At 70.2% G+C, this 26150-nt stretch carries 28 protein-coding genes; 10 read left to right on the top strand and 18 right to left on the bottom strand.

The window, feature by feature from the left end; genetic code table 11:
• Positions 1-146: 146 nt before the first annotated feature.
• Together ACU6WZ_RS23915 and ACU6WZ_RS23910 are read right to left on the bottom strand one after the other, a co-directional pair.
• Positions 147-575 (bottom strand): NfeD family protein, encoded by a 429-nt coding sequence (locus ACU6WZ_RS23915; RefSeq protein ID WP_447030263.1) that lies wholly within the window; start codon positions 573-575, stop codon positions 147-149.
• A 49-nt stretch (positions 576-624) separates the two neighbouring features.
• Entirely contained in the window at positions 625-1422 is a 798-nt protein-coding gene (locus ACU6WZ_RS23910) for an ABC transporter ATP-binding protein (protein WP_447030262.1), read from the bottom strand.
• A 125-nt stretch (positions 1423-1547) separates the two neighbouring features.
• Between ACU6WZ_RS23910 and ACU6WZ_RS23905 the strand changes: the two genes are divergently transcribed.
• The gene (locus ACU6WZ_RS23905) at positions 1548-2333 is read left to right on the top strand and encodes an Rv1486c family protein (RefSeq protein ID WP_447030261.1); all 786 of its coding nucleotides are present in this window, start codon (positions 1548-1550) and stop codon (positions 2331-2333) included.
• Between the two features lie 87 nt (positions 2334-2420).
• Here the strand turns inward: ACU6WZ_RS23905 and ACU6WZ_RS23900 are convergent, their stop codons facing one another.
• The 3 genes from ACU6WZ_RS23900 to ACU6WZ_RS23890 all read right to left on the bottom strand — a co-directional run bounded on the left by ACU6WZ_RS23900 (position 2421) and on the right by ACU6WZ_RS23890 (position 4657).
• Positions 2421-2672, bottom strand: coding sequence for a chaplin (locus ACU6WZ_RS23900; RefSeq protein ID WP_447030260.1), 252 nt, complete (start codon positions 2670-2672; stop codon positions 2421-2423).
• Positions 2673-2856: 184 nt separating this feature from the next.
• Complete coding sequence (locus ACU6WZ_RS23895) at positions 2857-3519, bottom strand: response regulator (protein WP_447030259.1); 663 nt, start codon at positions 3517-3519, stop codon at positions 2857-2859.
• A complete protein-coding gene (locus ACU6WZ_RS23890; protein WP_447030258.1) occupies positions 3512-4657 on the bottom strand; it encodes a GAF domain-containing sensor histidine kinase in 1146 nt (381 codons plus the stop codon). The genes ACU6WZ_RS23895 and ACU6WZ_RS23890 overlap by 8 nt, the downstream gene beginning before the upstream one ends.
• A gap of 199 nt (positions 4658-4856) precedes the next feature.
• On the opposite strand from ACU6WZ_RS23890, the gene ACU6WZ_RS23885 reads away from it, so the two are divergent.
• The 3 genes from ACU6WZ_RS23885 (at position 4857) to ACU6WZ_RS23875 (ending at position 7358) form a co-directional block, all read left to right on the top strand.
• Positions 4857-5558: an SDR family NAD(P)-dependent oxidoreductase gene (locus tag ACU6WZ_RS23885; protein WP_447030257.1), complete on the top strand. Its 702-nt coding sequence runs from the start codon at positions 4857-4859 to the stop codon at positions 5556-5558.
• A gap of 65 nt (positions 5559-5623) precedes the next feature.
• Positions 5624-6379, top strand: coding sequence for an S-adenosylmethionine:tRNA ribosyltransferase-isomerase (locus ACU6WZ_RS23880; protein WP_447034213.1), 756 nt, complete (start codon positions 5624-5626; stop codon positions 6377-6379).
• Between the two features lie 235 nt (positions 6380-6614).
• On the top strand, positions 6615-7358 hold the full coding sequence (locus ACU6WZ_RS23875) for a transglycosylase SLT domain-containing protein (protein ID WP_447030256.1): 744 nt from the start codon (positions 6615-6617) through the stop codon (positions 7356-7358).
• A 100-nt stretch (positions 7359-7458) separates the two neighbouring features.
• Here ACU6WZ_RS23875 and ACU6WZ_RS23870 read toward each other — a convergent pair whose 3' ends face one another.
• Complete coding sequence (locus ACU6WZ_RS23870) at positions 7459-10011, bottom strand: ABC transporter ATP-binding protein/permease (protein ID WP_447030254.1); 2553 nt, start codon at positions 10009-10011, stop codon at positions 7459-7461.
• Between the two features lie 192 nt (positions 10012-10203).
• Between ACU6WZ_RS23870 and serB the strand changes: the two genes are divergently transcribed.
• Positions 10204-11421 (top strand): phosphoserine phosphatase SerB, encoded by a 1218-nt coding sequence (gene serB, locus ACU6WZ_RS23865; protein ID WP_447030253.1) that lies wholly within the window; start codon positions 10204-10206, stop codon positions 11419-11421.
• Positions 11422-11518: 97 nt separating this feature from the next.
• Here serB and ACU6WZ_RS23860 read toward each other — a convergent pair whose 3' ends face one another.
• From ACU6WZ_RS23860 to ACU6WZ_RS23845, 4 genes are all read right to left on the bottom strand, one after another.
• Positions 11519-12037: a SixA phosphatase family protein gene (locus ACU6WZ_RS23860; protein ID WP_447030252.1), complete on the bottom strand. Its 519-nt coding sequence runs from the start codon at positions 12035-12037 to the stop codon at positions 11519-11521.
• A 107-nt stretch (positions 12038-12144) separates the two neighbouring features.
• Positions 12145-12357 carry a hypothetical protein gene (locus tag ACU6WZ_RS23855; RefSeq protein ID WP_447030250.1) on the bottom strand — a complete coding sequence of 71 codons (213 nt, stop codon included), beginning with the start codon at positions 12355-12357 and terminating at the stop codon, positions 12145-12147.
• 140 nt (positions 12358-12497) lie between these two features.
• Positions 12498-12614 carry an SGM_5486 family transporter-associated protein gene (locus ACU6WZ_RS23850; protein ID WP_447030248.1) on the bottom strand — a complete coding sequence of 39 codons (117 nt, stop codon included), beginning with the start codon at positions 12612-12614 and terminating at the stop codon, positions 12498-12500.
• A gap of 21 nt (positions 12615-12635) precedes the next feature.
• Positions 12636-13949, bottom strand: coding sequence for a CynX/NimT family MFS transporter (locus ACU6WZ_RS23845; protein ID WP_447030247.1), 1314 nt, complete (start codon positions 13947-13949; stop codon positions 12636-12638).
• Positions 13950-14005: 56 nt separating this feature from the next.
• On the opposite strand from ACU6WZ_RS23845, the gene ACU6WZ_RS23840 reads away from it, so the two are divergent.
• Complete coding sequence (locus ACU6WZ_RS23840) at positions 14006-14680, top strand: FadR/GntR family transcriptional regulator (RefSeq protein ID WP_447030246.1); 675 nt, start codon at positions 14006-14008, stop codon at positions 14678-14680.
• An 83-nt stretch (positions 14681-14763) separates the two neighbouring features.
• On the opposite strand, the gene ACU6WZ_RS23835 is transcribed toward ACU6WZ_RS23840, so the two are convergent.
• From ACU6WZ_RS23835 to ACU6WZ_RS23805, 7 genes are all read right to left on the bottom strand, one after another.
• Positions 14764-15123, bottom strand: a complete 360-nt coding sequence (locus ACU6WZ_RS23835; protein WP_447030245.1) for a hypothetical protein — start codon at positions 15121-15123, stop codon at positions 14764-14766.
• A 188-nt stretch (positions 15124-15311) separates the two neighbouring features.
• Positions 15312-16079 carry an enoyl-ACP reductase FabI gene (gene fabI / locus ACU6WZ_RS23830; protein WP_447030244.1) on the bottom strand — a complete coding sequence of 256 codons (768 nt, stop codon included), beginning with the start codon at positions 16077-16079 and terminating at the stop codon, positions 15312-15314.
• A gap of 4 nt (positions 16080-16083) precedes the next feature.
• Positions 16084-16803 (bottom strand): 3-oxoacyl-[acyl-carrier-protein] reductase, encoded by a 720-nt coding sequence (fabG, locus tag ACU6WZ_RS23825; protein ID WP_447030243.1) that lies wholly within the window; start codon positions 16801-16803, stop codon positions 16084-16086.
• A gap of 130 nt (positions 16804-16933) precedes the next feature.
• Entirely contained in the window at positions 16934-17320 is a 387-nt protein-coding gene (locus tag ACU6WZ_RS23820; protein ID WP_447034212.1) for a PIN domain-containing protein, read from the bottom strand.
• A gap of 5 nt (positions 17321-17325) precedes the next feature.
• Positions 17326-17613, bottom strand: a complete 288-nt coding sequence (locus ACU6WZ_RS23815; protein WP_447030242.1) for a type II toxin-antitoxin system Phd/YefM family antitoxin — start codon at positions 17611-17613, stop codon at positions 17326-17328.
• Between the two features lie 331 nt (positions 17614-17944).
• Positions 17945-18799: a helix-turn-helix transcriptional regulator gene (locus ACU6WZ_RS23810; protein WP_447030241.1), complete on the bottom strand. Its 855-nt coding sequence runs from the start codon at positions 18797-18799 to the stop codon at positions 17945-17947.
• Between the two features lie 280 nt (positions 18800-19079).
• Positions 19080-20450 carry an IS4 family transposase gene (locus ACU6WZ_RS23805; RefSeq protein ID WP_447030240.1) on the bottom strand — a complete coding sequence of 457 codons (1371 nt, stop codon included), beginning with the start codon at positions 20448-20450 and terminating at the stop codon, positions 19080-19082.
• 317 nt (positions 20451-20767) lie between these two features.
• Here ACU6WZ_RS23805 and ACU6WZ_RS23800 point away from each other — a divergent pair, with 317 nt between their 5' ends.
• From ACU6WZ_RS23800 to tyrS, 3 genes are all read left to right on the top strand, one after another.
• Positions 20768-22291: a TldD/PmbA family protein gene (locus ACU6WZ_RS23800; RefSeq protein ID WP_447030239.1), complete on the top strand. Its 1524-nt coding sequence runs from the start codon at positions 20768-20770 to the stop codon at positions 22289-22291.
• Positions 22288-23679, top strand: a complete 1392-nt coding sequence (locus ACU6WZ_RS23795; RefSeq protein ID WP_447030237.1) for a metallopeptidase TldD-related protein — start codon at positions 22288-22290, stop codon at positions 23677-23679. The genes ACU6WZ_RS23800 and ACU6WZ_RS23795 overlap by 4 nt, the downstream gene beginning before the upstream one ends.
• A 96-nt stretch (positions 23680-23775) precedes the next feature.
• Positions 23776-25044, top strand: coding sequence for a tyrosine--tRNA ligase (gene tyrS / locus ACU6WZ_RS23790; protein ID WP_447030236.1), 1269 nt, complete (start codon positions 23776-23778; stop codon positions 25042-25044).
• A 154-nt stretch (positions 25045-25198) separates the two neighbouring features.
• On the opposite strand, the gene ACU6WZ_RS23785 is transcribed toward tyrS, so the two are convergent.
• Entirely contained in the window at positions 25199-25474 is a 276-nt protein-coding gene (locus ACU6WZ_RS23785) for a GlsB/YeaQ/YmgE family stress response membrane protein (protein ID WP_447030235.1), read from the bottom strand.
• Positions 25475-25688: 214 nt separating this feature from the next.
• Here ACU6WZ_RS23785 and ACU6WZ_RS23780 point away from each other — a divergent pair, with 214 nt between their 5' ends.
• Positions 25689-26063: a DUF3099 domain-containing protein gene (locus ACU6WZ_RS23780; protein WP_447030234.1), complete on the top strand. Its 375-nt coding sequence runs from the start codon at positions 25689-25691 to the stop codon at positions 26061-26063.
• The last annotated feature ends 87 nt before the right edge of the window (positions 26064-26150 follow it).

Below are 26150 nucleotides of genomic sequence, written 5' to 3'. Positions count from 1 at the left end.
CCTTCGTTTCGTGCTTCTCGGGAGACCGGTCGGGTCGGTCAGGACGATCTGATGATCGATCTTTTCAGAACACGGTGCGGCGTGCGAGCTGTTCGGCTCACATCGGGCCATGTGCGGGCGTCTGCCCGTCACATGGCCTCACGCACTCACATGACAATGGCCGTCGCCCCGTCGATTTCGACGACGTCGACCTGCTGGCCCGGCTCGAAGCTCTGGCCGGCGTCGAGAGCGCGCGCGGACCAGACCTCGCCCGCGAGCTTGATCCGTCCGCCGCCGCCGTCGACCCGTTCGAGCACCACCGCCTGACGACCTTTCAGCGCGTCTACCCCGGTGGCGTGTTGGGGCCGTTCGGAGCGGTGTCTCGCCGCGATCGGGCGTACGACCGCGATGAGCGCGACCGAGACGGCGGCGAAGGCCAGTACCTGGGCCACGATGCCGGCGCCCAGGGCCGCGGTCAGTGCGCCGGCGACCGCTCCGGCCGACAGCATTCCCAGTTCGGGCATCGCGGTGACGACGAGCAGGATTCCCAGCCCGACAGCCCCGGCAAGCCACCACACCCACGCGTCGATGTCCACGTGGTCATCGTAGGTGCGGGGTCTCCTCGCGGACAGGGCGCGAGCGGGGTCAGCCGAGCGGCAGACCCTGAGCGGTCCAGCGGTCGGCGCGGCGCTCGACGACGAGCGGCAGGCCGAAACACAGGGAGAGGTTGCGGGAGGTCAGTTCGGTCTCCACCGGACCCGCGGCCAGCACCTTTCCCTGACGGATCATCAGGACGTGGGTGAAGCCCGGGGCGATCTCCTCGACATGGTGGGTCACCATGATCATCGAGGGGGCGTACGGGTCGCGGGCGAGGCGGCCGAGGCGGCGTACGAGGTCTTCGCGTCCGCCGAGGTCGAGACCGGCGGCGGGCTCGTCGAGGAGCAGCAGTTCGGGGTCGGTCATCATCGCCCGGGCGATCATGGTGCGCTTGCGCTCGCCCTCGGAGAGGGTCCCGAACTCGCGGTTCAGGAAGTCCGTCATGCCGAGGCGGTCGAGGAAAGCGCGGGCACGCTGTTCATCGACCTCGTCGTAGGCCTCGTGCCAGGTGGCGGTCATGCCGTACGCGGCGGTGAGGACGGTCTGCAGCACGGTCTGGCTCTTCGGCAGCTTGTCGGCCATCGCGATGCCGGCCATGCCGATGCGCGGGCGCAGTTCGAAGACGTCGGAGCCGGGGCTGCCGAGCGTCTCGCCGAGGACCGTGGTGGTGCCGGTGGACGGGAAGAGGTAGCTGGAGGCGATGTTCAGCAGGGTGGTCTTGCCGGCGCCGTTGGGGCCGAGGATCACCCAGCGCTCACCCTCCTTGACCGACCAGGAGACGTCGTCCACCAGAGCGCGTCCGTCGCGGACCACGGATACGTCCACCAGCTCCAGTACATCGCTCATGAGCGCGTTGTCTCCCCATGCAGTCTCGATATCGTCGGGTGTGCCTGTGGGCACAGCTCCCGAGGGAAAACCTACGCCACCGGTCGAGTGTGCCGAGATTGAGGGCTATTCCCTAGGGTGGGGGGATGCTTTCCGAACCTCGCTCAGGACGACTGGCCGCATGGGGAAATGCCCTTTTGGTCGGACTTGTTTCGCCGGACGACGTCGCGCTCGCCATCGTCGGCCAGGACGCGGTGCACCGGGTGGAGGGTGTGCCCGGGGAGGCGGGGCCGGTCGGACTCACCCTGGCGCTGGGGCGGTTGCGCACGCTGGGCGTGACCGGGTTCCGGGTGGCGCTGCCGGCGCCGGGGCATCCGCTGGGACTCAGCGGGCCGCCGGAGTTCAACGCGCGTGCGCTGGAGGCGGAGGAGGCGGTGGTCTGTTCCGGGACGGCGCTCGGCCTGGTGCCGGAGCTGTACGAGGCCGGGCCGGCCGGGGACGTGCACACCGAAGTGCTGTGGCACTGCCTGCCGGTGCGGGAGGCACCGCCGGCGGATGTGCCTTCCCTCGGGGAGGCGGAGCGGGAGCTGGCGGAGGCGCTGCGCGATGCGACGGCGGCGCTGTCGCGGCTCGATGTCGCCGGGTCGGGCCCGGTGGCGGAGGCGGCGATCGACGCGTACCGGGCGCGGGTGGAGGGGGGCGGCGGCGAAGTGCTGGCGCCCGGATATCCACCGCGGGCGGTTCGGGTGCTGGAGCTGGCGCAGCGGGTGGGCCTGCTGATCTCGGTCGCGTACGAAAACGGGCACGGCGGCGCGGTGAGCGCGTCGGAGATGGCGGCGCGAGGTGAGGCTCTGCGGCCGGTTGAGCGGGTGGCCCGGCGGGCACAGGTAGCGGCGTACAACGCCTGGGTCGAACAGCGAGAACGGGGCTGAGACGCCCGCGGTGTTGGAGAAACGGGAGCGGCGCGGGTGCCCGGCGCCAGGCGGGCTCGGTGTGAGCCCGGCCGGCGCCGGGGTGCGTCAGGGGTTGACGCCGAGGTTCCCGAACGCCGGGTTGAGGAGGCCGATGACGTTGACGGTGTTGCCCACCGCGTTCACCGGGACGCTCACCGGGGCCTGGACCAGGTTGCCGGAGACAACGCCCGGGGAGTTGACGGCCTTGCCGTGGGCGTCCGCACCGCCGTGGGTGGTGGCGGACGCGGCACCGGCGGCAGCGGCGACGAGGCCACCCGCGACCATGGTGACGGCAGCGGCCCTCTTCAGGTTCTTCACTTCAGGATCCTCCTAGCGATTGCCGCGGCCAGCCGCCGCAGCACGCCATGAAGAACGTTCGCGGGCCGACCAGGATGCGCCATGTGGGGGACGTACGCCCGACAGTATGAATTTCCGATCGGATGCAATCCGGACGCCATCCGGATGCGATCCGGGTGCGATCTGGGTGCAACAGCCGCCCGCGTCAGCCCGTGACCCCGTGCCGCACGGCCCACAGCGCCGCCTGGGTGCGGTCCGACACGTCCAGCTTCATCAAGATGTTCGACACGTGCGTCTTGACCGTCTTCTCGGAGAGAACGAGCGCCCGCGCGATCTCCCGGTTGGAGCGGCCGTCGGCGATCAGGCCGAGCACTTCCCGCTCGCGTTCGGTCAGGTTGCTCCCCCGGCCCGTGCCGGCGTATCCGTCGTCCTGGGAGAGCAGCGCGTCCGCGACCTCCGGCTGGAGGAGGACATGGCCCGCGTGCACGGAGCGGATGGCGCCGGCCAGGGCTTGGGGGTCGACGTCCTTGTAGACGTATCCGAACGCTCCCGCGCGCAGCGCGGGCACGACGGTGCGCTGCTCGGTGAAGCTGGTGACGATCAGCACCCTGGCGGGGTTGGCCAGCTCGCGGAGTTTGCGCAGTGCGTCGATGCCGTCGGTGCCGGGCATCTTGATGTCCATCAGGACGACGTCGGGGCGCAGCTCCTCGGCGCGGGCGACTCCCTCAGCGCCGTCGCCTGCCTCGCCGACGACCTCGATGTCGTCCTGGATCTCCAGGAAGGTCCGCAGGCCGCGGCGTACGACCTGGTGGTCGTCGACCAGCAGCACGCGAATCCCGTTCTTCGACCGCTCAGGGACCTCAGCCACCGGGGACCTCCATCTCGATCGTGGTGCCCTTGCCGGGCGCCGATTCGACGGTGAGCCTGCCACCCACGCCGCCCGCGCGGTCGCGCATGGAGACCAGTCCGAGGTGGCGGCCCGCTCTGCGCACGGTATGCGGGTCGAACCCGCTGCCGTCGTCGGTGACCCGCAGCCGGGCGCCGGGGCCGCTCCTTTCCAGTACGACCTCGACCCGCTCGCCGCCCGAGTGGCGCAGCGCGTTGTGCAGGGCCTCCTGGGCGACGCGCAGGAGCGCTTCCTCCTGGGCGGCGGGCAGTGCGCGTACACCGCTGCTGTCGAAGGTGACGCGGGCGGTGTGGGCGCGGTCCATGACCTGGATCTGGGTGCGCAGGGTGGCGATCAGGCCGTCCTCGTCCAGGGCTGCGGGGCGAAGCTCGACGACGGCGGCGCGCAGTTCGTCGGCGGCCTCGGCGGCCAGGGCGGCGACCTGCTGAAGTTCGCCCTTGGCGCGGGCGGGGTCGCAGTCGACGAGGGCGGCGGCGGCCTGGGCGGTCAGGCGCAGCGAGAAGAGCTTCTGGCTGACGGCGTCGTGCAGCTCGTGGGCGAGGCGGGAGCGTTCCTCGGCGATGGTGAGTTCGCGGCTGCGTTCGTAGAGACGGGCGTTGGTGAGGGCGATCGCGGCGTGCTGGGCGAGCATGGAGAGCAAGTCCTCGTCGTCCTCGGTGAAGGCGCAGGCTCCGTCGGCTTTGCGGCAGCGTTTGTTGGCGAGGAAGAGCGCGCCGATGATCTCGTCGCCGTCGCGGATGGGCAGACCCAGGAAGTCCGACATGTCGGGGTGCGCGGAGGGCCAGCCCTCGAAGCGCGGGTCCTTGCGTACGTCGCCGAGCCGCTCGGTGGCGCCGCCCTGCAGCATCGCGGCGAGGATGCCGTGCTGGCGGGGCAGCGGGCCGATGGCCTTCCACTGTTCGTCGCTGACGCCGTCGACGACGAACTGGGCGAAGCCGCCGTGGTCGTCAGGAACCCCGAGCGCCGCATACTCCGCGTCCAGGAGCTCACGGGCGGAGGCGACGATCGTCTTGAGGACGTCCCGCACCTCCAGGTGACGGCTCATGGCAAGCAGGGCGGAACTTACGGCGGTGAGGCCGGAGCGGGGGCGGTCGGTCATGGGATCACCGTACCGGCGGGTCCGGCGGTACGTATCGGCCCTGCGGCCCCCTCGACCTGGGGCGCAGGACCTAGGCCGAAGTGACCTGGCGCGGTGGGGCCCGCGCCCGAGGCGCGGGGCGGGGGCGGGTTCCTACGTTGGGGGCATCGCCCCGATCACATGCGATCGGGGCCACGGTGCGGTGAAGGGGACGGTCGACATGCCGGTTGCGATCATCACGGGGGCCTCGAAGGGGCTGGGGCGGGCGCTGGCGACGGCGCTCGCCGAGCGGGGCTGGGACCTGGTACTGGATGCCAGGTCGACGGACGTACTGGAGGAGGCCGCGCGCGGGATACGGGTGCACGGGACGCGGGTGGTGGCCGCGGCGGGGGATGTCACCGACTCCGGGCACCGGGCCGCGCTGGTGGCCGCGGCGCTCGGTCTTGGCGGGCTCGATCTGCTGGTGAACAACGCGAGCGCGCTGGGTGCGGAGCCGCTCGTACCGCTGGCGCGGCTTGAGGTGGATGGGCTGCGGGCGGCGCTGGAGACCAATGTGGTGGCGGCGTTCGGGCTGGTGCGCGAGGCGCTGCCGCTGCTGCGGGGCGGTGCGGCGGGGGCGGTGGTCTCGGTGAGTTCGGACGCGGCGGTCGAGCCGTACGAGACCTGGGGCGGGTACGGCGCGTCGAAGGCCGCGCTCGACCATCTCTCGGCGGTGCTGGCCAGGGAGGAACCGGGGCTGCGGGTGTGGGCGGTCGATCCGGGTGACATGGCGACCGATCTGTACGCGGCCGCCGTACCGGGCGACGACGACCGGCGGCCGGAGCCCGCTTCGGTGGTTCCGGCGTTCTTGCGACTGCTCGACGAGCGGCCGGCCAGCGGCCGGTACACGGCGGCCGCGCTGCGAGAGGGAGCGGGGCGATGAGGGGGACGACGGATCGGCGCGGCGGGGGCGGCATCGGGGTGGATGCGGTGAACGCGGTGGACGCGGTGGACGACAGGATCGTGGTGCGGGTGCCGGACGAGCTGTCGGCGCGGGTGCCCGCCGAGGAGCGCGGGGCCGGACGGGACGACGTACGCCTCCTTCTCTCGCGCGGTACGGAGGTCACCCACCATGCCTTCCGCGAGCTGACGGGGCTGCTGCGGGCCGGGGACGTGCTCGTGGTCAATACGTCGGCCACGCTGGCGGCAGCGGTGGACGGGCGGGTGGGGCTGGAGACGGGCTCGGCGGTGGGGAGCCGGGTCGTGGTGCACTTCTCCACCCGGGGCGACGACGGACGCTGGGCCGTCGAGCTGCGCAGCGGGGTGGGCGCGGGGGTCGCTTCGGCCGAGGCGCATGAGCCGCCGTACCCGGAGCGCTTCGCGGTGCCTGCCTCGACGGCCCGGCTGGTCAATGCGGCGCGAGCCGAAGGGGGGCACATTGTCGCGGTGGGGACGACCGCGGTGCGGGCGCTCGAGTCGGCGGCCGGGCCGGGCGGGGTGGTGCGTGCGCGAAGCGGCTGGACGGACCTCGTGATCACGCCGGAGCGCGGCGTGCGCGCGGTGGACGGGCTGCTCACCGGGCTGCACGAACCGGAAGCCTCGCATCTGCTCATGCTGGAGGCGGTCGCCGGGCGGGCCGCGCTGCGGGGCGCGTACGCCGAGGCGCTGAGCCATCTCTACCTCTGGCACGAGTTCGGCGACGTACACCTCATCCTGCCGGCGGAGGGCACTCACGCTGAGCATCGCGGTCGCAACGATTGGTGAGGTCGGGCCCTGCTGGATGTGAGCCCGGGCATAGGACTTGGGTCACTTACGAAGCCTCGTAGTGGATGCGAAATGCCCAATTCGGCTGGGTAGCGCCCGATGTTTAACACCCCTGCCAGGCGCCTGTGCCACTACCTGACTTCGTACGTCACACCTTTGCCACAGGATTTTGCGGACGCTAACAATGGCTGCCGTCGCGGACTCCGCGGCTTCCGCTATCGAGAGGTTCGACTGCATGTCCGCGTCCAGCACCCGCCTGAACAAGACTCACAAGGTCTCGATCGCCGGTGTCGCCGCCCTCGGCGCCGCCGCCCTCACGTTCTCCCTCGCCCCCGGCAACGCTTCCGCCGAGTCCGAGGCCAAGACGGTTGCCGAAGCCCCGGTGGCCTGGTCCGCCGCTGCCGACAGCGCGCAGGCCAAGTCCGTGCACACCAGCATTTCCGAGCAGCAGGTCGGCGCCGACAAGGTGGCCAAGGCTGTCGCCGAAGCGCGAGCCAAGGCCGACGCCAAGGCCGCTTCCGAGGCAAAGGCCAAGGTGAAGGCCGCCGCCGACAGCAAGGCGAAGGCCGCCGCCGAGGCGAAGGCCAAGATCGCCGCGAAGAAGCGCGCCGAGGAAAAGGCCGCCGCGAGCCGCGCCGCCGCGCGCAAGCCGGTCTACGCCAACAACCTCGACGGCTGGATCCGCGAGTCGCTGGCCATCATGAAGGACAAGGGCATCCCCGGCACGTACGAGGGCCTGCACCGCAACATCATCCGCGAGTCCAGCGGTGACCCGCGCGCCATCAACAACTGGGACATCAACGCCCAGAACGGCATCCCGTCCAAGGGCCTGCTGCAGGTCATCAAGCCGACCTTCGACACGTACCACGTCAACGGCACGCCTCACGACCAGTACCACCCGGTCGCCAACATCACGGCCGCGGCCAACTACGCCGCCGACCGTTACGGCTCGATCGACAACGTCGACAGCGCGTACTGAGCCTGACGCACAGCTCGGCACACGCGAGAACGCATGCGAAAACACATGCGAGAAGGGCGGCACCCGCGAGGGGTGCCGCCCTTCGGCACGTTGCGCGTTGTTACTTGCGCATCACTTCGGGCTCGTGGCGGCGCAGCAGGCGCACCACCGCGACGCCGCAGGCCACACCGATGACGACCAGCGCGAGCATGTCGATGCCCCACTGAGCCGCGGTGTGCTCCCACAGCGGGTCAAGGCTGGTGGGATTCTGCCGGTCCCACGGAGCCATGAGGTGTGAGAGGTCGAGGGTCGCGCCGGACGCGCCGACCGCCCAGCGGGAGGGCATCAGCCAGGCGATCTGCTCCAGACCGGGCTTGTCGAAGATCTGGAACAGCGTGCCGGTGAACACGAGCTGGATGATCGCGAACATCACCAGCAGCGGCATGGTCTTCTCGGCCGTCTTGACCAGGGCGGAGATCAGCAGGCCGAACATCATCGAAGTGAAGCCGATGGCGATGATCGCCAGGCAGAGCTCGACGGCCGCGGGCATGATCAGGCCCTCGTCGGGCAGTTCGCGGACGGAGAAGCCGATGGCGCAGATGATCACGCCCTGGAGGACCGTGATCAGACCCAGCACGATCACCTTCGACATCAGGTACGCGGACCTGGACAGGCCCGTCGCGCGTTCCCGCTCGTAGATCACCCGTTCCTTGATCAGCTCGCGGACGGAGTTGGCGGCGCCGGAGAAGCACATCCCGACCACGAGGATCATCATGATCATGCCCGCTCCGCCGTTGAAGGGGTCGGGCGGCGTCGGGGGCGCGAGGCCGTACTTCGCTGGAATGACCGCGCTCACACCGCCGAGAATCGCCGGCAGCAGCACCATCAGGCCGATGAAGCCCCTGTCGGAGGCGATGACGGACACGTAGCGGCGCACCAGGGTCCACAGCTGAGAGCCCCAGCTCTGCGGCTTGGGCGGGCGCATCTGCTGCGCGGGCGGCATGTGTACGGGCTGTGCGGCGACGGCGTCGATGTCGGCGGCGTACAACTGGTAGTGCTGGGAGCCGCGCCAGCGGCCCGCCCAGTCGTAGTCGCGGTAGTTCTCGAAAGCGGAGAAGACGTCGGCCCAGGTGGTGTAGCCGAAGAAGTTGAGCGCTTCCTCCGGCGGGCCGAAGTAGGCGACGGAACCGCCGGGGGCCATGACCAGGAGCTTGTCGCAGATCGCGAGCTCGGCCACGGAGTGGGTGACCACCAAGACGGTGCGGCCGTCGTCGGCGAGACCGCGCAGCAGCTGCATGACGTCGCGGTCCATGCCCGGGTCCAGACCGGAGGTCGGCTCGTCGAGGAAGATCAGCGACGGCTTGGTCAGCAGCTCCAGGGCCACCGAGACGCGCTTGCGCTGGCCGCCGGAGAGGGAGGTGACCCTTTTCTCCTTGTGGATGTCCAGCTTGAGCTCGCCGAGGACCTCGTTGATGCGCTGCTCGCGCTCGGCCTCGGTGGTGTCGGCGGGGAATCGGAGCTTGGCGGCGTACTTCAGCGCCTTCTTCACGGTCAGTTCCTTGTGCAGGATGTCGTCCTGCGGGACCAGACCGATGCGCTGGCGGAGCTCGGCGAACTGCTTGTACAGGTTGCGGTTGTCGTAGAGGACGTCGCCCTGGTTGGCGGGCCGGTAGCCGGTGAGAGCCTTGAGCAGGGTCGACTTTCCGGAGCCGGACGGGCCGATGACCGCGATGAGCGACTTCTCGGGTACGCCGAAGGAGACGTCCTTGAGGATCTGCTTGCCGCCTTCGACCGTCACGGTCAGGTGGCGGGCGGAGAAAGAGACCTCGCCGGTGTCGACGAACTCTTCCAGCCGGTCCCCGACCAGGCGGAACGTCGAGTGGCCGACGCCGACGATGTCGCTGGGGCCGAGCAGGGCGGTGGAGGACTTCGGGATCGGCTGGCCGTTGACGTACGTGCCGTTGTGGCTGCCGAGGTCGCGGATCTCGAAGCGGCCGTCGGGAGTCGCGGTGAACTCGGCGTGCAGGCGGGAGACCTGGAGGTCGGAGACGACCAGCTCGTTCTCCAGCGCACGGCCTATGCGCATCACGCGGCCGAGGGCGACCTGGTGGAACGTCGTCGGGCTGCGGTCGCCGTACCCCGGCTGAGGTTCCGCGGCGACGGGGACCCCCTGGTGCGGGACCTGGGGGTGGTGGGCCTGGGGGTGCTGGGCATGCGGGTGCTGGGCTGCCTGCGGCTGGTGTGGGGCCTGCTGCCAGGCCTGCTGGGCTGCCTGCCGGGGTGCCTGCTGCGGAGCGGGCTGGTGCTGCGGAGCGGCCTGGTATTGCGGTGCCGAGTGCTGCTGGGCCATCGCACCCTGCCCGTCGGCCACGCCCGCCGTGCCCACGCCGGACAGACTCAGCCGGGGGCCGTCGGTGGCGTTGCCCAGGTGCACGACGGAGCCGGGGCCGATCTCCGTCCGCTGGATCCGCTGGCCCTGCACGTACGAGCCGTTGGTGGAGCCGTGGTCCTCGATGACCCAACTGCTGCCGCCCCAGCTGACGGTCGCGTGCCGCCACGAGACCCTGGCGTCTTCGACCACCATGTCGCCCTGCGGGTCACGCCCGAGGGTGTACGACCGGGACGGGTCGAGCGTCCAGGTCCTTCCATTCAATTCCAGTACGAGTTCCGGCACTCCGCGCCCCACTAGTTGTCCCCCGAGTTCCCCCCGTCGCAGGGAGTCTAGGGATGCTGAACATCGTGGGGAACTATTTCAGGCTCGGTCCCCGATGGGAAAGCCGGGCCGGGCCAGGAGGAGTGGCCCCCGGTGTCCGGAGAGCGGGACGGGGGTGAGGGCCGGCGCGGGCGGCGATACGGTGGGGGCATCATGAGCGCATCGCAGCCCAGCCAGGCCACTGACGCCCCGACCCTTCTCGTCAAGATCTTCGGGAAGGACCGTCCCGGGATCACCGCCGGGCTCTTCGACACCCTGGCCGCCTTCTCCGTCGACGTCGTCGACATCGAGCAGGTCGTCACCCGTGGCCGCATCGTCCTGTGCGCCCTGGTCACGGAGCCGGGCGTGAGCTCCGCCGGTGAGCTGCGCGCCACCGTACACAGCTGGGCCGGTTCGCTGAAGCTCCAGGCCGAGATCATCTCGGGTACGGGCGACAACCGGCCGCGCGGCAGCGGGCGTTCGCACGTCACGGTGCTCGGCCACCCCCTCACCGCGGAGTCGACCGCCGCCATAGCGGCCACGATCACCGGTACCGGCGGCAACATCGACCGTATCTTCCGGCTCGCGAAGTACCCGGTCACCGCCGTGGAGATCGCGGTGTCCGGTACGGAGACCGAGCCCCTGCGCACCGCGCTCGCCCTGGAGGCGGCCCAGCTGGGCATCGACGTGGCCGTGGTGTCGGCCGGGCTGCACCGGCGGGCGCAGCGGCTCGTCGTGATGGATGTGGACTCCACGCTCATCCAGGACGAGGTCATCGAACTGTTCGCGGCGCACGCGGGGTGCGAGGACAAGGTCGCCGAGGTGACGGCCCAGGCGATGCGCGGCGAACTGGACTTCGAGCAGTCACTGCACGCCCGGGTGGCGCTGCTGGCCGGACTCGATGCCGCGATCGTGGACAAGGTCCGCCAAGAGGTGCGGCTCACGCCCGGGGCGCGGACCCTGATCCGTACGCTCAAGCGGCTCGGCTATCAAGTGGGCGTCGTCTCGGGTGGGTTCACCCAGGTCACCGACGACCTCAAGGAGCGGCTCGGGCTGGACTTCGCGTCCGCCAACACGCTGGAGATCGTGGACGGCAAGCTCACCGGCCGCGTCCTCGGCGAGGTCGTGGACCGGGCGGGCAAGGCCCGGCTCCTGCGGCGCTTCGCCGCCGAGGCCGGCGTACCGCTCGCTCAGACGGTGGCGATCGGCGACGGGGCGAACGATCTCGACATGCTGAACGCGGCGGGTCTGGGTGTCGCCTTCAACGCCAAGCCCGTGGTGCGCGAGGCCGCCGACACTGCGGTGAACGTGCCCTTCCTGGACACCGTGCTGTATCTGCTCGGCATCACCCGCGAAGAGGTCGAGGCGGCCGACGGCCTTACCGAAGACTGAGCGGCGAGGGACATGACGAAGGCCCCGGCGAAGAAGACCGGGGCCTTTCAGGCGGTCAGCCACAGCGGGCTCACGCAGCAGGGTCAGCGATACGGGCTCAGTCGTGCGGGGCCCAGTAGTCCAGCAGCCTGCACGCACCGTGCTCCACCGACTTCCAGTCGCCGGCGAAGCCGAGGATCGCGAACGACGACGTCGGGAACGCGGTCTTCGTCATCCGCGCCGCCGCGTCCCCCTCGGCCGAGCCCGCGAGGGCGTCGGCCACCGCGTGTATACCGGGGTTGTGGCCGATGACGAGCAGGTCCGACACCTCGTCGGGGGTCTCGTTCAGCAGCGCGATCAGGTCGCCGAGGGAGGCTTCGTACAGCCGCTCCTCGTAGACCGTCTTGGGGCGCTGCGGCAGCTCCTGCACGGCGAGCTTCCAGGTCTCGCGGGTCCTGGTCGCCGTGGAGCACAGAGCCAGGTCGAAGGCGATGCCCGTGTCTGCCAGCCGGTGGCCGGCGACCGGCGCGTCCGAGCGGCCCCGGTCGGCGAGCGGCCGATCGTGGTCGGACACCTGCGGCCAGTCGGCTTTCGCATGCCGGAGTAGGACGATCCTGCGGGGTGTATCGACGCTCATGCACTCCAGCTTCGCACGAATCACGCCACGAGGCGCAGGGTGTTGATGTGCTCCCCCACCACGGGTGAACGCCTCCCGGAACGCCAGGAGGTGGCTGGTAGATCTTCTCAGTGGGACAGCGTCTGCTGGATGCGCTCCACGAGGTAAGCGGCCCCGGTTCCGTCCTGCGCCGCGTGCGCCTGACCGGGCCCCACAATGAGCAGGAGCAGGGCGACGAAGGCCAGTGCCGGCAGGGCGACCGCCCACCACGGGAGGCGGATCCCGACGCCGGAGGTGCCGGTGACAGGGTGGTGGGACCGGGGGTGTGCGCGGGCCGCCATGACCGCCTCCGATGTCACTGTTCGACTGATGTACGTCGAACCTACGGAGTGCGCGCGCCCGAACCCATCCGGTGACCCACCCACTTCACCCTGACCCTGGCCCCCTAGGGGTCAGGGGGTATACCCCACCACCGGGTCGATCAGGGGGAGGCCACCGATGCGATGATCCCGATTACCACCGTGATGGCGAGCATCGCACCGAGCACCAGGAGCAGCTTCTTCTGGCCGTTCTGGGGATGGGGGTCGAGTACAGGCATACGGCCAGTCTCCCATCCCCGCTACCAGCCGGCCCGGTCGGGTCGGCGCAGTTCGTCCTCGATGGTGCGGTTGCGTCCGGCGAGCGCCCCGACCACGATCTGCGGCACCATCAGCCCCGCCATCAGGGCGATCGGCAGGCCCCAGCTGCCGCTGTGCTGGTAGAGCACGCCGATGAGCAGCGGCCCGGGGATGGAGATCAGGTAGCCGACGCTCTGCGCGAAGGCGGAGAGGCGTACGACGCCCGCGCCGCTCCTGGCCCGCATGCCGATCATGGTGAGGGCGAGCGGGAAGGCGCAGTTGGAGACGCCGAGGAGCAGGGCCCAGGCCCAGGCTCCGGAGGCGGGGGCCAGGTAGAGGCCGGCGTACCCCGTCAGGCCGCAGAGGCCGAGGGCGACCACGATCGGGCCCTGGGTGCGCATGCGGGAGGCGGCGCGGGGGATGACGAACGCCAGCGGGATGCCCATGGCCATGGTGCCGGCGAGGAGCACTCCGGCGGTGGTGGCGGGGACCCCGGCGTCGCGGAAGATCTGCGGCATCCAGCCCATGGTGATGTACGCGGCGGTGGCCTGGAGGCCGAAGAAGCAGCCGAGCGCCCACGCCGTACGGCTGCGGGTGATGCTCGGGCTCGATGCCGCGGCGCCGCCCTCTTCCCGGGCTGCGGGGCCTTGCCCCGAGCCGGGGCCACGCGTGCTGCGGTGGCGGGTCAGGACGAGCCAGGGCAGTACGGCGACGGCGGCCAGCCCACCCCACACCGCGAGGCCGGTCTGCCAACTGCCGCCCAGTGCCCGGGTCATGGGCACGGTGGCGGCCGCGGCGAGCGCAGTGCCCAACGAGAGGGCCATCGAGTACAGGCCGGTCATCTGCCCGACGCGGTCGGGGAACCACCGCTTGACGATGACCGGCATCAGAATGTTGCTGACCGCGATACCCATGAGGGCGAGGGCGCTGGCAGCGAGGAATCCGGCGGTGCCGACGGCGCCACCGAGATACGGGCGGATCAGCAGGCCGGTCGCGATGGCCGCCATCGCGGCGCAGACGATCACGCCGGGACCGAAGCGGCGGGCCAGGCGGGGGGCGGCGAGGCCGAAGACCGCGAAACACAGGGGCGGTACGGAGGTCAGGAGGCCGGCGACGCTGCCGCTCATGCCGAGGCCGCCGCGTACCTCTTCGAGCAGCGGGCCGAGGCTCGTGATGGCGGGGCGTAGGTTGAGTGCGGCGAGGACGAGGCCGACGATCACGAGGCGGGTGACCCAGGCGGGCCGCGGTGGCCGGTGCTCCTGGGATACGGAGGCGGTGGGGCTCAGGGGCCTGGTACGAGTCGCGTCGTCGAGCATGGGGCCATCATAGAATCATGGGATGATTGGTTGTCCAATCCTTGATGAGGAGCAACATGGCGCTGACCTCTCCCCGGCGTTCCGCACTCGCCGACCAGGTGATCACGGAACTGCGCAACCAGATCACGTCCGGCGAGTGGCCCGTGGGCTCACGCATCCCGACCGAGTCCGCACTGGTCGAGCAGCTGGGCGTGGCCCGCAACACCGTCCGTGAAGCGGTGCGCGCGCTCGCGCACAACGGGCTGCTGGACATCCGGCAGGGCTCGGGCACGTACGTCGTCGCCACCAGCGAGCTGGCCGGCGTCATGCACCGGCGCTTCGCCGACGCCGACCCGCGGCACATCGCGGAGCTGCGTTCCACCCTGGAGTCCTCGGCGGCCCGACTGGCGGCCGAGCGGCGCACCGCACGCGACATGCGGCAGCTGGACGCGCTGCTGGCGCGGCGGGAGGAGGCGTGGGCGTCGGGGGACGCGGAGCTGTTCGTGAGGGCGGATTCGACGCTGCACCTGGCGGTGGTGGCGGCCTCACACAACGACGTACTCGTCGGGCTGTACGCCGACCTGGGCGACCTGCTGCGCGACTGGCTGCGCGACGACGTGGGTCACGAGCTGTCGCCGGAGAGCCATATGGATCACGGGCTGCTGGTCGAGGCGATCCGCAGGGGTGACAAAGAGACGGCGGCCACGGAGGCAGCGGGCTACGCGTTCAAGTGCGCCGGGGAGCGGGTGTAGCGGAAGGGGAAGCGGAGGCAGCGGACGTACGGGCGGTCCGGCGGTCCCGCGGTCGGCGGTCCGGCGGTCCGGCGGTCCCGCGGTCATATCCGGTGGTGGCTCACCCAGGCCATCCGCACTTCCTTCCAGCAGCGGTCGGTCAGCCGCACCGTCTGCGCGGGGCCGACCTCGACCGGCGCGGCGTCGGTGTCTATGTCCCACCAGCGGTCGCACTCGATGTGCAGCCGCACCAGGTCGGTCTCGGGGTAGGGGTTGTGGCAGTACGCGACGACCCGGGAGCCCTGGACCGCCGTACGGCAGCTGGAGCCGAAGGGTACGGCGACCTCCTTCGCGGACCTCCGCTCGGGTTCGGCCGCGCGGTCGGCGACGGCGGGGGCAGCCAGTGCGGTCACGCTGACCGTGGCCAGGACGAGGGCTGCCGCTCGACGGTTCGACGGGCGCAACCGCGCCACCTCCTCCCCACAGAGCGCCGGGTAAATCCCGGTTCGCCCATTCTGCGTGGAGTCGACGTTCTTTTCGACTCGGGGCCCGGAACACGGCCCAGCACGCGGCGGGGCACGCGGCCCAGCACACACGGAAGCCGCGCGCCGTCACCCGGACGGCCGCGCGGCTTCCTGATAGCTGGGCGGGGTTACGCGCCGATCGCGTGCAGCCCGCCGTCGACGTGGACGATCTCGCCGGTCGTCATCGGGAACCAGTCGGAGAGCAGCGCGACGACGCCGCGCCCGGCCGGCTCCATGTCGGACATGTCCCACTTCAGCGGAGAGCGGTCGTCCCAGACGCCCGCAAGCTCCGCGAAGCCGGGGATGGACTTGGCGGCCATGGAGGCGAGCGGTCCGGCGGAGATCAGGTTGCAGCGGATGTTGTCCTTGCCCAGGTCACGCGCGAGGTAGCGGGACGTGGCCTCCAGCGCCGCCTTGGCCGGGCCCATCCAGTCGTACTGCGGCCAGGCGAACTGGGCGTCGAAGGTGAGGCCGACGACCGAGCTGCCGCCGCTCATCAGCGGGCGGCAGGCCATCGTGAGCGACTTCAGTGAGAACGCCGAGACGTGCATCGCCGTGGCGACGGACTCGAAAGGCGTGTTGAGGAAGTTGCCGCCGAGCGCGTCCTGCGGGGCGAACCCGATGGAGTGGACGACGCCGTCGAGGCCGCCGAGCTCCTCGCGTACCAGGCCTTCCAGCCGGTCCAGGTGCTCGGTGTTGGTCACGTCCAGCTCGATGACCTTCGCCGGCTTCGGCAGCTTCCGCGCGATGCGCTCGGTCAGCGTGGGCCGGGGAAAGGCCGTCAGGATGACTTCCGCGCCCTGCTCTTGGGCCAACTTCGCGGTGTGGAACGCGATGGACGACTCCATCAGCACCCCCGTGACGAGGATGCGCTTGCCGTCGAGAATTCCGCTCATGTGATCAGTGACCCATGCCCAATCCGCCGTCAACCGGGATGACGGCTCCAGTGATGTACGACGCGTCGTCGGAGGCGAGGAAGCGCACCGTGGCGGCGATCTCCTCCGGCTGCGCGTACCGGCCGAGCGGCACCTGGGCGACGATGCCCGAACGCTGCTCGTCGGTGAGCGCCTTGGTCATGTCGGTGTCGACGAAACCGGGCGCGACGACGTTGAAGGTGAGGTTGCGCGAGCCCAGCTCACGGGCGAGTGAGCGGGCGAATCCGACCAGGCCGGCCTTGGAGGCGGCGTAGTTGGCCTGCCCAGCCGCGCCGAGGAGCCCGACGACCGAGGAGATCAGCACGACCCGGCCCCTCCGGGCGCGCAGCATGCCGCGGTTCGCACGCTTGACGACCCGGAAGGTGCCGGTCAGGTTGGTGTCGAGTACGGACGTGAAGTCCTCCTCGGACATGCGCATCAGGAGCTGGTCCCTGGTGACGCCCGCGTTGGCCACCAGCACCTCGACGGGGCCGTGCTTGTCCTCGATCTCCTTGTAGGCCTGCTCCACCTGGTCGCTGTCGGTGATGTCGCACTTGACGGCGAGGCACCCGAGGTCCGTGAGGGCGGCCGGAGGTTCGCCGGAGCGGTACGTGAACGCGACCTTGTCGCCGGCATCGACGAAAGCGCGGGCGATGGCGAGGCCGATGCCCCGGTTTCCTCCAGTGACGAGAACCGAGCGGCTCAACGGATCACCCTTTCCATAGCAGTCTGGTACCGACCGAAACTATCGGTACCGGTCCACGTACGGAGAATCGGGCCCTGACAGCGCATGCACCCGGTCGCTGTCGGGTCTCCACAGTTGGGCGGCCACCCACTCAGTCGGCCATGCCGGGCGCGTACGCCGCGATCCCTGCCTCTCTGGCTGCTTCGAGCATCCGCTTGTCGTACGTCACCAGTGAATCCAGCGCGTCACCAAGCACCAGCGCGCTCGCCACATGGACGGCGTCCAGGGTGCACAGGCCTCCTGAAACCCTGGTCGCCAGATCCCGGACCTCCTCGGTGAGCAGGATCTCGGTGACCGTTCCGGCAAGGTCCGCCAGAGCATTGGGATATGAGCCGACTCTGTCCAGTTGTCGGACGGATTCCACGATGCCGATGCTGCTGGTGGCCATGGGAAGCCCCGGCCGCTCAACAAGGAAGTTTCTGAGCTCGGGGGCGTTGGCCCTGCCCGTCAGCAGGGTGATGAGCGCCGAGGAGTCCATATAGATCAACGTTCGTCCTCCTCACGCTCGGTCAGGAGAAGCTCCAGCGGGTCGGCGGCGTCGGCGGGCAGCACGTACCGCGGGAAGTGGTCGAGGTCGGAGGTCGTCGCGGCCCTGAGCCGGATCTTCCCCTGAGCGACGAGGTCGGAGTACCTGGCGGTCGGACCGGAGCCGGGCAGCAGTATGGCGATGACGTTGCCGTGCCGGGTGACCTGGACGGTCTCCCCCTTCTCGACCCGGGCGAAGACCGCGCTCGGGTTGTACGAGAACTCTCGTACGGAAATCGTGCTCATCGGGGCTCCCTTCGACACACAGCCCAGAAAGTACCTACACTCCGAGATTGTACCTACAATGCGTGATGCGCTCACGACAGCGATCGTGCAAGGGATTCTGCGAGCCGGTCCATGCCGACGCTCAGTTCTTACGGCCTGGTGCGCGATAGGGGGCGGGACTCGGCCAGGACCGCGCCCGAGCCGGATCGCGCCTGCTCCGGAGTCAGCGACCACTCGGACCAGCCGTCCCCTTCGCGGAGCCGTACGGGCTCGGCCTGCGTCATACACCGTCGCCGGGCTTGCAAGCCCGAGGTCTTCCTTTCCTGGGCCCCGCAAGGGCGTTCTGCGCGGTTCAGCCGAGGGCTACGGGGGTGGTCGGCTGTACTGCTCCGTTCGCGACGACCAGGAGCAGATCACCGACGGTCGCGTCGTCGCTCAGGCCCAGTTCCGAGACGGGTCGTGCGCCTGGGACATCCCGCGCGGCGACGGGCATGAGATGCAGTTCGTTCTTCTCCCCCTGGAAGGCGAGCATCACCCAGGTCTCGTCCTGGCGGATCCTCGCGACCACGGTGCTCAGCCGGTCCGGCAGTACGGCGCAGACCACGGTCAGCAGCCGGCGTTCGGCCCGGGGGAACGCGGAGATCATGTCGAGCAGCCCGGGGGCGGAGAGTGTGCCGTCCAGCAGCCGCGCCGCACCCACACGATCGTCCGAGCGCTCGTCATCCTGCGCGTGCACGAAGCGCACGATCGGTAGGCCCTCGGCCAGCGCCTGTTGCCAGCGGGGCAGCATGAAGTCGATGTGCAGGGCGTCCGGCCGGGTCGCTCCCGCATCGCCGGACCGCTCGCCGATACCCGCCAGCCAGGCGTTGACCTCGGCCCAGCGCCAGACGAGGCAGCGCCCGGCCGCGCCTTCCGGATCCGGGAACGCCCCAGCGTCCGTACGTCGCTCGGCGTTCACCCACTGCAGGATGTTCTGCCGGGTACGGCCCGTGCGCTCGGCAATGTCCGAGACGCCCACCAGATCGGGGTCCAGCCGCAGCAACCGCAGCTGTGGCAACTCCTTTCGCAGCCGCACGACCAGGCGGTGCGCGGCGTCGATGGCACTGTCACCGGACTCGGCCAGATCGAGCAGGTGCTTGTCCCGGTGGCGGGTGAGCAGCCCGTCGAACTCGTCGAAGATGACGCCGACCGCCACATCGTCGTCCATGCTGACACCATCCACGACAAAGAGAAACTCGTACTCCATTCCGCCCTCAACCCCCTTCGACCGTGCCCTCACAAGCCTCCAACCCAGCACCCATACGTTGTCAAACGACAACGCCCCCTCCGGGGGGTACGGCGCGGGTCACCTTCGGGGAGCGGGCAGAGTTTCGCGCGCTGCGTGAGACGGCGCGCCGCGCGCCGCGGGTCCTTTGCTGTACCCGAGCGAGAAGCCGTTGTACTGCTCCGGCCCTGCCCGTATCTCAATGCCGGGAAGCTTGGCTTGATCATCTCGTGTGGCTGTCGGGCTCCGCGGTGGTCGGCGGGGTTGTGTCGAGTGGGATGATTTCGATCCCGTATCCGGTGATTTTTGTGCTGCGGCTGGCCGGCCCGGCGGGTTTCGAGGGGAAGATGGAGCTGGGGCGTTTCACGGTCCGGGGGCAGACCCGCAGGCGTCGCTCGGCCGATCGCAGGTTCGCCAGCAGCGACGTGGTCATCTCGGCGAGGTGGGTGCCGATCCGCGCCGTGGTGCGGATCACGGTGTCCCGGGCGACGGTCAGGGCGACAGTGAAGGAGAGCCGGTCGGCATCGAGCCCGTGGCCGGCGGCGGTGGAACTGATCGTGCGGCGGATCGCCTGGTGGGTGACGAGATACGCCCAGATCTCCTGGTTGACCAGCGCGGGTGTCTTCGATCTCAGGACGGCGCGTGCCCCGCGCTGAGTGATCTTCAAGTCCCGGAATTCGAGCTCGGATTCCCACCGCTGGGAATACAGTGCGGCCAGTTCACCGGCGGGGAAGGCCGCAGGGTCGAGCAAGGTGGTGATGAGCCGGTAGGGCTCATGGCGTCGTGACCCGTCGGCGGCCTCGATGACGACCACCATCTCGATCACCCGGATCCGTACCGACCGGGGCCGCCCCGCCAGGGCTTTCGTGATGTTCTTGTGCGCGTGCCGGGTCGCGAGCCAGGAGCCGTCGGGCAGGACCTCGTCGGGGACCAGCCGCACCGCCGCCGAGATCCGCCACAACAGATCCGCCCCGCCGGCGGCGGCATCGACCCACAGCAGCCAGCCCGGGAATCCCCGGTCGGCCAGGACCAGCATCCCGGGGCGCATCCGGTCCAGCAGGCGCCGTGTCAGGTCCTGCTCACAGACCCGGCGGATGTCGAACGCCACCCCGAGCAGCGCCCGGGTCCCGCACTCGATCAGCGCGACCAGGCGGACCTGGGGGAACGCGGCGATCCGCCGCTGATTGCGGGTCCGGCCGAACACCGCGTTCACCGCGGTGTCGGCGACCTCGAGAAACGTGCCGTCCACCGAGGCCAGCCGAAGCCCCCGCCAGAACACCCCCGGCATCGCGACCGTGCCGACCGGCCCGGCGATCCGCTCGAACAGTAACCGGAACGGCTCCGGGCCCAGCGTGACGCGGCGCTGCCGCAGCGCCGAGGAGGAGACCAGCTGGCCCCGCGCGGCCAGCCGCGCCGTCCCACCGGCCAGCTTCGACAGCACCGACCGGTAGCCGTCTCTCGGGAACAGCGTCAACGCGAGCACGAAGAACACACACGTCACCGCGCAGAGTTTGCCGTCACTACGCCGGTCCCCGCGGCCGGAAGCCGCCAGCACATCCGTGACCATCCGCCGTGTCACAACCTGGCGCAACACACCCAGCTGCCCCGTCTGTCCCGCGCTCGCACGCGACGACCCCTCTATGCCAGACTCCCCAGACAACGAAGCTCCTGTTCCGAACAAGTCGATCGTGGTAGATCGCTCGTTCTACAGGAGCTTCGCTGCATCCAGCGCCCGCACACGAGATGATCAAGCCAAGCTTCCCGGCATTGGCCCGTATCTCTGCGGGCCCCGGGATCCGCAACGGTCAGTCCAATGCCGGGCAGCACGCACAAGACCCGGAAACCTGTAGCCGACCAGTGACGGTGCGCTCCATGATTCACTGCGAGCACTGTCGAAGGAGGGGAGCCCCCGTGGCCCACGAGGTAGATCAGTCATTCCTGGCCCTGCCGCTGCGCGCGCTCGCCGACGCGGCGCTCGCGCGGGCACGCGCGCTGGGCGCCGATCATGCCGATTTTCGGTTCGAGCGGGTGCGCAGCGCGGCCTGGCGACTGCGCGACGCCAAGCCGTCGGGCTCCTCCGACACGACGGATCTCGGCTATGCGGTACGGGTGGTCCACGGCGGCAGCTGGGGGTTCGCCTCCGGGGTCGACCTGACCATGGACGCCGCCGCCCGGGTCGCTGGACAGGCCGTGGCGATGGCCCGGCTGTCGGCGAAGGTGATCAAGGCGGCGGGGTCCGACGAGCGGGTGGAGCTGGCGGACGAGCCGGTGCACGCCGACCGGACCTGGGTCTCGGCGTACGAGATCAATCCCTTCCACGTGCCCGACGAGGAGAAGTCGGCGCTGCTCGCCGACTGGAGCGCGCGGCTGCTGGCGGGCGACGGTGTGGCGCACGTGGACGCCTCGCTGATGACCGTGCAGGAGAACAAGTTCTACGCGGACACGGCCGGCACGGTCACCACCCAGCAGCGGGTGCGGCTGCATCCGCAGCTCACGGCGGTCGCGGTGGACGCCGGCAGCGGCGAGTTCGACTCGATGCGGACCATCGCGCCGCCGGTGGGGCGGGGCTGGGAGTACCTGCTGGGGACCGGCTGGGACTGGGAGGCGGAGCTGGAGCAGATCCCGTCGCTGCTGGCGGAGAAGATGCGGGCGCCGAGCGTCGAGGCGGGTGCGTACGACCTGGTGGTGGACCCGTCCAATCTGTGGCTGACCATCCACGAGTCGATCGGGCACGCGACCGAGCTGGACCGGGCGCTGGGGTACGAGGCGGCGTACGCCGGGACCTCCTTCGCCACCTTCGATCAGCTCGGGAAGCTCGCGTACGGCTCGTCGGTCATGAACGTGACGGGTGACAGGACCGCCGAGCACGGGCTCGCGACGATCGGATACGACGACGAAGGTGTCGAGGCCCAGTCCTGGGACCTGATCAAGGACGGGACGCTCACCGGCTACCAGCTGGACCGGCGCATCGCCAAGCTGACGGGGCTGGGGCGGTCGAACGGCTGCGCGTTCGCGGACTCCCCCGCGCATGTACCGGTGCAGCGCATGGCGAACGTGTCGCTCCGGCCGGATCCGGGCGGGCTGTCGACCGACGATCTGATCGGCGGGGTCGAGCGCGGTATCTACGTCGTCGGGGACCGGTCCTGGTCGATCGACATGCAGCGCTACAACTTCCAGTTCACCGGGCAGCGCTTCTTCCGGATCGAGAACGGCCGGCTGGCCGGGCAACTGCGGGATGTCGCGTACCAGGCGACGACGACTGACTTCTGGGGGTCGATGACCGCGGTCGGCGGCCCGCAGACGTATGTCCTGGGCGGCGCCTTCAACTGCGGCAAGGCCCAGCCCGGCCAGGTCGCCGCTGTCTCCCACGGCTGCCCGTCGGCCCTGTTCCGGGGCGTGAACATCTTGAACACCACGCAGGAGGCCGGACGATGAACCGCACAGTCAAGCCGTACGAGATCGTCGAGCGGGCCCTGGAGCTGTCCACCGCCGACGGCTGCGTGGTCATCGCCGACGAGCGGTCCTCGGCCAATCTGCGCTGGGCGGGCAACGCGCTCACGACCAACGGCGTCACCCGCGGGCGTTCGCTCACCGTCATCGCGACCGTCGACGGTGCGCAGGGCACGGCCTCCGGGGTCGTGTCGCGCTCCGCGGTCACCGCCGACGACCTGGAGCCGCTGGTGCGGGCCGCCGAGGCGGCCGCCCGCGGCGCCGGGCCGGCCGAGGACGCGCAGCCACTGGTGTCCGGGGTGGCCGCGTCGCCCGACTTCGGCGAAGCACCCGCCGAGACCTCCTCCGGTGTCTTCGACGCCTTCGCGCCCGCCCTCGGCGAGGCCTTCGCCCGCGCCAGGTCCGGCGGCCGCGAGCTGTACGGGTTCGCGCACCACGAGATGACCTCCAGCTACGTCGGTACGTCGACGGGCCTGCGCCTGCGTCACGACCAGCCCAACGGCACCCTGGAGATCAACGCCAAGTCGCCGGACCGCACCCGCTCCGCCTGGGCGGGGTACTCCACCCGGGACTTCAGGGACGTCGACCCGGCGGCGGTTGATGCCGCACTGGCCAAGCGGCTCGGCTGGGCGGAGCGCCGTGTCGACCTGCCCGCCGGGCGGTACGAGACCCTGCTGCCGCCGACCGCCGTGGCCGACCTGCTGATCTACCAGTTCTGGTCGGCGGCGGCCCGGGACGCCACGGAGGGGCGCACGGTGTTCAGCAAGCCGGGCGGCGGCACCCGCGTCGGCGAGACGCTGTCCGCGCTGCCGCTGACCCTGCGCAGCGACCCGAACGAGCCGGGGCTGGAGTCGGCGCCGTTCGTCGTGGCCCACTCCTCGGGCGACGACGCGTCGGTCTTCGACAACGGGCTGCCGCTGACCGCAACGGACTGGGTGCGTGACGGCCGTCTGGAGCACCTCGTCACGACCCGGCACAGCGCGGGCCTGACCGGGCTGCCGGTGGCCCCGTCGATCGGCAATCTGATCCTGGACGGCGGGGGTGAGCGGTCCCTGGAGGAGATGGTCGCGGGCACTGAGCGCGGGCTCCTGCTCACCTGTCTCTGGTACATCCGCGAGGTGGACCCGGCGACGCTGCTGCTGACCGGGCTGACCCGGGACGGGGTCTATCTGGTGGAGAACGGCGAGGTGGTCGGTGAGGTGAACAACTTCCGGTTCAACGAGTCGCCCGTCGACCTGCTGTCGCGGGCCGCCGAGGCCGGGCGCACCGAGAAGACGCTGCCGCGTGAGTGGGGCGACTGGTTCACCCGGGCCGCGATGCCCGCGCTGCGCATCCCGGACTTCAACATGAGCTCGGTCAGTCAGGGCGTGTGACGCCCATAGACTTGGACGCCGTACTGCTGGCCGGTCCTACCTTCGGCCATACGCATCGTTCAAGGCCATTCGCATCATTCAAGGAGAGACAAGACCGTGACGGACATCGTCGACGAGCTGAAGTGGCGCGGGCTGTTCGCCCAGTCCACTGACGAGGACGCACTGCGCAAGGCGCTCGCGGACGGTCCGGTCACGTTCTATTGCGGCTTCGACCCGACGGCGGCGAGCCTGCACGTGGGGCACCTCGTGCAGGTTCTCACCGTCCGCCGGCTCCAGCAGGCCGGGCACCGGCCGCTCGCCCTGGTGGGCGGGGCCACCGGCCAGATCGGTGACCCCCGGCCGACCGCGGAGCGGACGCTGAACGACCCGGAGACGGTCGCGAACTGGGTGGCGCGGCTGCGCGCCCAGATCGAGCCCTTCCTGTCGTTCGAGGGCCCGAACGCAGCCACCATGGTCAACAACCTGGACTGGACCGCCGGCCTGTCCGCGATCGAGTTCCTGCGGGACATCGGCAAGCACTTCCGGGTCAGCAAGATGCTCGCCAAGGACTCGGTCGCGCGGCGGCTGGAGTCCGACCAGGGCATCAGCTACACGGAGTTCAGCTACCAGCTCCTGCAGGGCATGGACTTCCTTGAGCTGTACCGCCGCTACGGGTGCACGCTCCAGCAGGGCGGCAGCGACCAGTGGGGCAACCTGACCGCGGGTCTCGACCTGATCCACCGCTTGGAGCCGGGCGCGAACGTGCACGCCCTGGCGACGCCGCTGATGGTCAAGGCGGACGGCACCAAGTTCGGTAAGTCGGAGAGCGGCGCCGTCTGGCTCGACCCGGAGATGACGACGCCGTACGCGTTCTACCAGTTCTGGCTGAACGTGGACGACCGGGACATCTCGCCGTACATGCGCATCCTCAGCTTCAAGAGCCGCGAGGAGCTGGAGGCGCTGGAGAAACTCACCGAGGAGCGCCCGCAGGCCCGCGCCGCGCAGCGTGCGCTGGCCGAGGAGCTGACGACGCTGGTGCACGGCGCCGGGCAGTGCGAGGCGGTCGTCGCGGCGTCGAAGGCGCTGTTCGGCCAGGGCGAGCTGACGGCTCTCGACGAGGCGACGCTCGCCGCGTCACTGTCCGAGCTGCCGCATGCCGAGGTGTCGGAGGTGGGGTCGGTCGTGGATCTCTTCGTCGAGGTGGGCCTGGCGCCGAGCAAGTCGGCCGCCCGCCGTACGGTCAAGGAGGGCGGGGCCTACGTGAACAACGTCAAGGTCGCCGACGAGGACGCGGTACCGGCGGCCGCGGACCTGCTGCACGGCCGTTGGCTGGTGTTGCGGCGCGGCAAGAAGAACCTGGCGGCGATCGAGGTCGCGGCCGGCTGAGCCAGGGCGTACGGGGGACCGGTCCCGCCGGGACACGGGCAGAGGCGCCACAGCAGAAGCGGCGGCCCGGAGCATGGTGTCCAGCTCCGGGCCGCCGCTTCTGTGTGCGTGGCGGGCTGCGCCGGCTTTGTCGGGCCCGGTGCCTGCCACCCCCTCAGGCCCTGCGTCTGCTGCCCTTCATCTTGGCCCAGAGCATGTCGCCGACCCCGACGACCAGGACGGCGCCGGCCAGCTGCAGCAGGTGCCTGATCCAGTCGATGCCCTTGGTCTCGTTCACACCTGCCCAGGTGGCGACGGCGTTGCCGAGAACGCTGCCGATGATGCCGAAGATCACCGTCAGCCACAGCGGGATCTGCTGCTTGCCCGGGATGATCGCCTTCGCGAGCAGACCGAGCACCAGACCCACGATGATCGCCCACAACCAACTCATGTCGCCTCCTCGTGCGGCGCGGTGCGCGCATGCGCGGCCAGTCTCCGGCGGTGGCCGGTACGCCGCATCCCGGACGCCGCCATACGTGGCCGGGGGGGGGACGTGCGTACGTACAGGTGAGGACGACCCGGTCTCGAAGACGGCGGCCGGTCGGCGTACCGTGGAACGCGTCCGGCTGTCAGGGTCCGGCGCGGGAACCAGGTGGTGCAACGTGATGCGGAAGAAGAACAGCGACGAGGTCTTCCGGATCACCGGGGCCCGGCAGGGGCTGGCCGACGACGTGCGCGGGCGCCAGCGCCGCTACATCATCTCGATGTCGGTGCGGACCGTGTCCGTGGTGCTGGCCGCGACCTTGTGGAACGTGGAGCGGCACGTCGCGATCGTGGCCCTCGCTCTGGGCATCCTGCTGCCATACATCGCGGTGGTCATCGCCAACGCGGGCCGGGAGAACGTTTCTTCGCTGCCCTCGGCGTACGTTCCGGCGCCCGTACGTCCTGCCCTGGACCGCGTCGTGGAACCGGACACCGGGGAGCGCGAGGCGCGGGCATCGGGCGTCGGCCGGGAGCAACAGCCGCACGAGCAGAGTTGATCGTCAGCGGTCCGTAAAGCTCAAGAAAAGCTCAGATCAATCATGCGGTTCCGGTGCACCGCACCCCGCATCGCGTGACATACTTCG

It is taken from the genome of Streptomyces hypolithicus, from assembly GCF_052934925.1.
Note: the sequence above shows the minus strand (reverse complement) of the source record. Positions and strands in the feature narration are given on the sequence as shown.

Excerpts from the sequence above, each read along its gene's own strand:
- ACU6WZ_RS23910 (WP_447030262.1), bottom strand. The coding sequence starts at position 1,422 with ATGAGCGATGTACTGGAGCTGGTGGACGTATCCGTGGTCCGCGACGGA.
- ACU6WZ_RS23905 (WP_447030261.1), top strand. The coding sequence starts at position 1,548 with ATGCTTTCCGAACCTCGCTCAGGACGACTGGCCGCATGGGGAAATGCC.
- ACU6WZ_RS23890 (WP_447030258.1), bottom strand. The coding sequence starts at position 4,657 with ATGACCGACCGCCCCCGCTCCGGCCTCACCGCCGTAAGTTCCGCCCTG.
- ACU6WZ_RS23885 (WP_447030257.1), top strand. The coding sequence starts at position 4,857 with ATGCCGGTTGCGATCATCACGGGGGCCTCGAAGGGGCTGGGGCGGGCG.
- ACU6WZ_RS23875 (WP_447030256.1), top strand. The coding sequence starts at position 6,615 with ATGTCCGCGTCCAGCACCCGCCTGAACAAGACTCACAAGGTCTCGATC.
- serB (WP_447030253.1), top strand. The coding sequence starts at position 10,204 with ATGAGCGCATCGCAGCCCAGCCAGGCCACTGACGCCCCGACCCTTCTC.
- ACU6WZ_RS23860 (WP_447030252.1), bottom strand. The coding sequence starts at position 12,037 with ATGAGCGTCGATACACCCCGCAGGATCGTCCTACTCCGGCATGCGAAA.
- ACU6WZ_RS23855 (WP_447030250.1), bottom strand. The coding sequence starts at position 12,357 with ATGGCGGCCCGCGCACACCCCCGGTCCCACCACCCTGTCACCGGCACC.
- ACU6WZ_RS23850 (WP_447030248.1), bottom strand. The coding sequence starts at position 12,614 with ATGCCTGTACTCGACCCCCATCCCCAGAACGGCCAGAAGAAGCTGCTC.
- ACU6WZ_RS23845 (WP_447030247.1), bottom strand. The coding sequence starts at position 13,949 with ATGCTCGACGACGCGACTCGTACCAGGCCCCTGAGCCCCACCGCCTCC.
- ACU6WZ_RS23840 (WP_447030246.1), top strand. The coding sequence starts at position 14,006 with ATGGCGCTGACCTCTCCCCGGCGTTCCGCACTCGCCGACCAGGTGATC.
- fabI (WP_447030244.1), bottom strand. The coding sequence starts at position 16,079 with ATGAGCGGAATTCTCGACGGCAAGCGCATCCTCGTCACGGGGGTGCTG.
- ACU6WZ_RS23820 (WP_447034212.1), bottom strand. The coding sequence starts at position 17,320 with ATGGACTCCTCGGCGCTCATCACCCTGCTGACGGGCAGGGCCAACGCC.
- ACU6WZ_RS23815 (WP_447030242.1), bottom strand. The coding sequence starts at position 17,613 with ATGAGCACGATTTCCGTACGAGAGTTCTCGTACAACCCGAGCGCGGTC.
- ACU6WZ_RS23810 (WP_447030241.1), bottom strand. The coding sequence starts at position 18,799 with ATGGACGACGATGTGGCGGTCGGCGTCATCTTCGACGAGTTCGACGGG.
- ACU6WZ_RS23795 (WP_447030237.1), top strand. The coding sequence starts at position 22,288 with ATGAACCGCACAGTCAAGCCGTACGAGATCGTCGAGCGGGCCCTGGAG.
- ACU6WZ_RS23785 (WP_447030235.1), bottom strand. The coding sequence starts at position 25,474 with ATGAGTTGGTTGTGGGCGATCATCGTGGGTCTGGTGCTCGGTCTGCTC.
- ACU6WZ_RS23780 (WP_447030234.1), top strand. The coding sequence starts at position 25,689 with ATGCGGAAGAAGAACAGCGACGAGGTCTTCCGGATCACCGGGGCCCGG.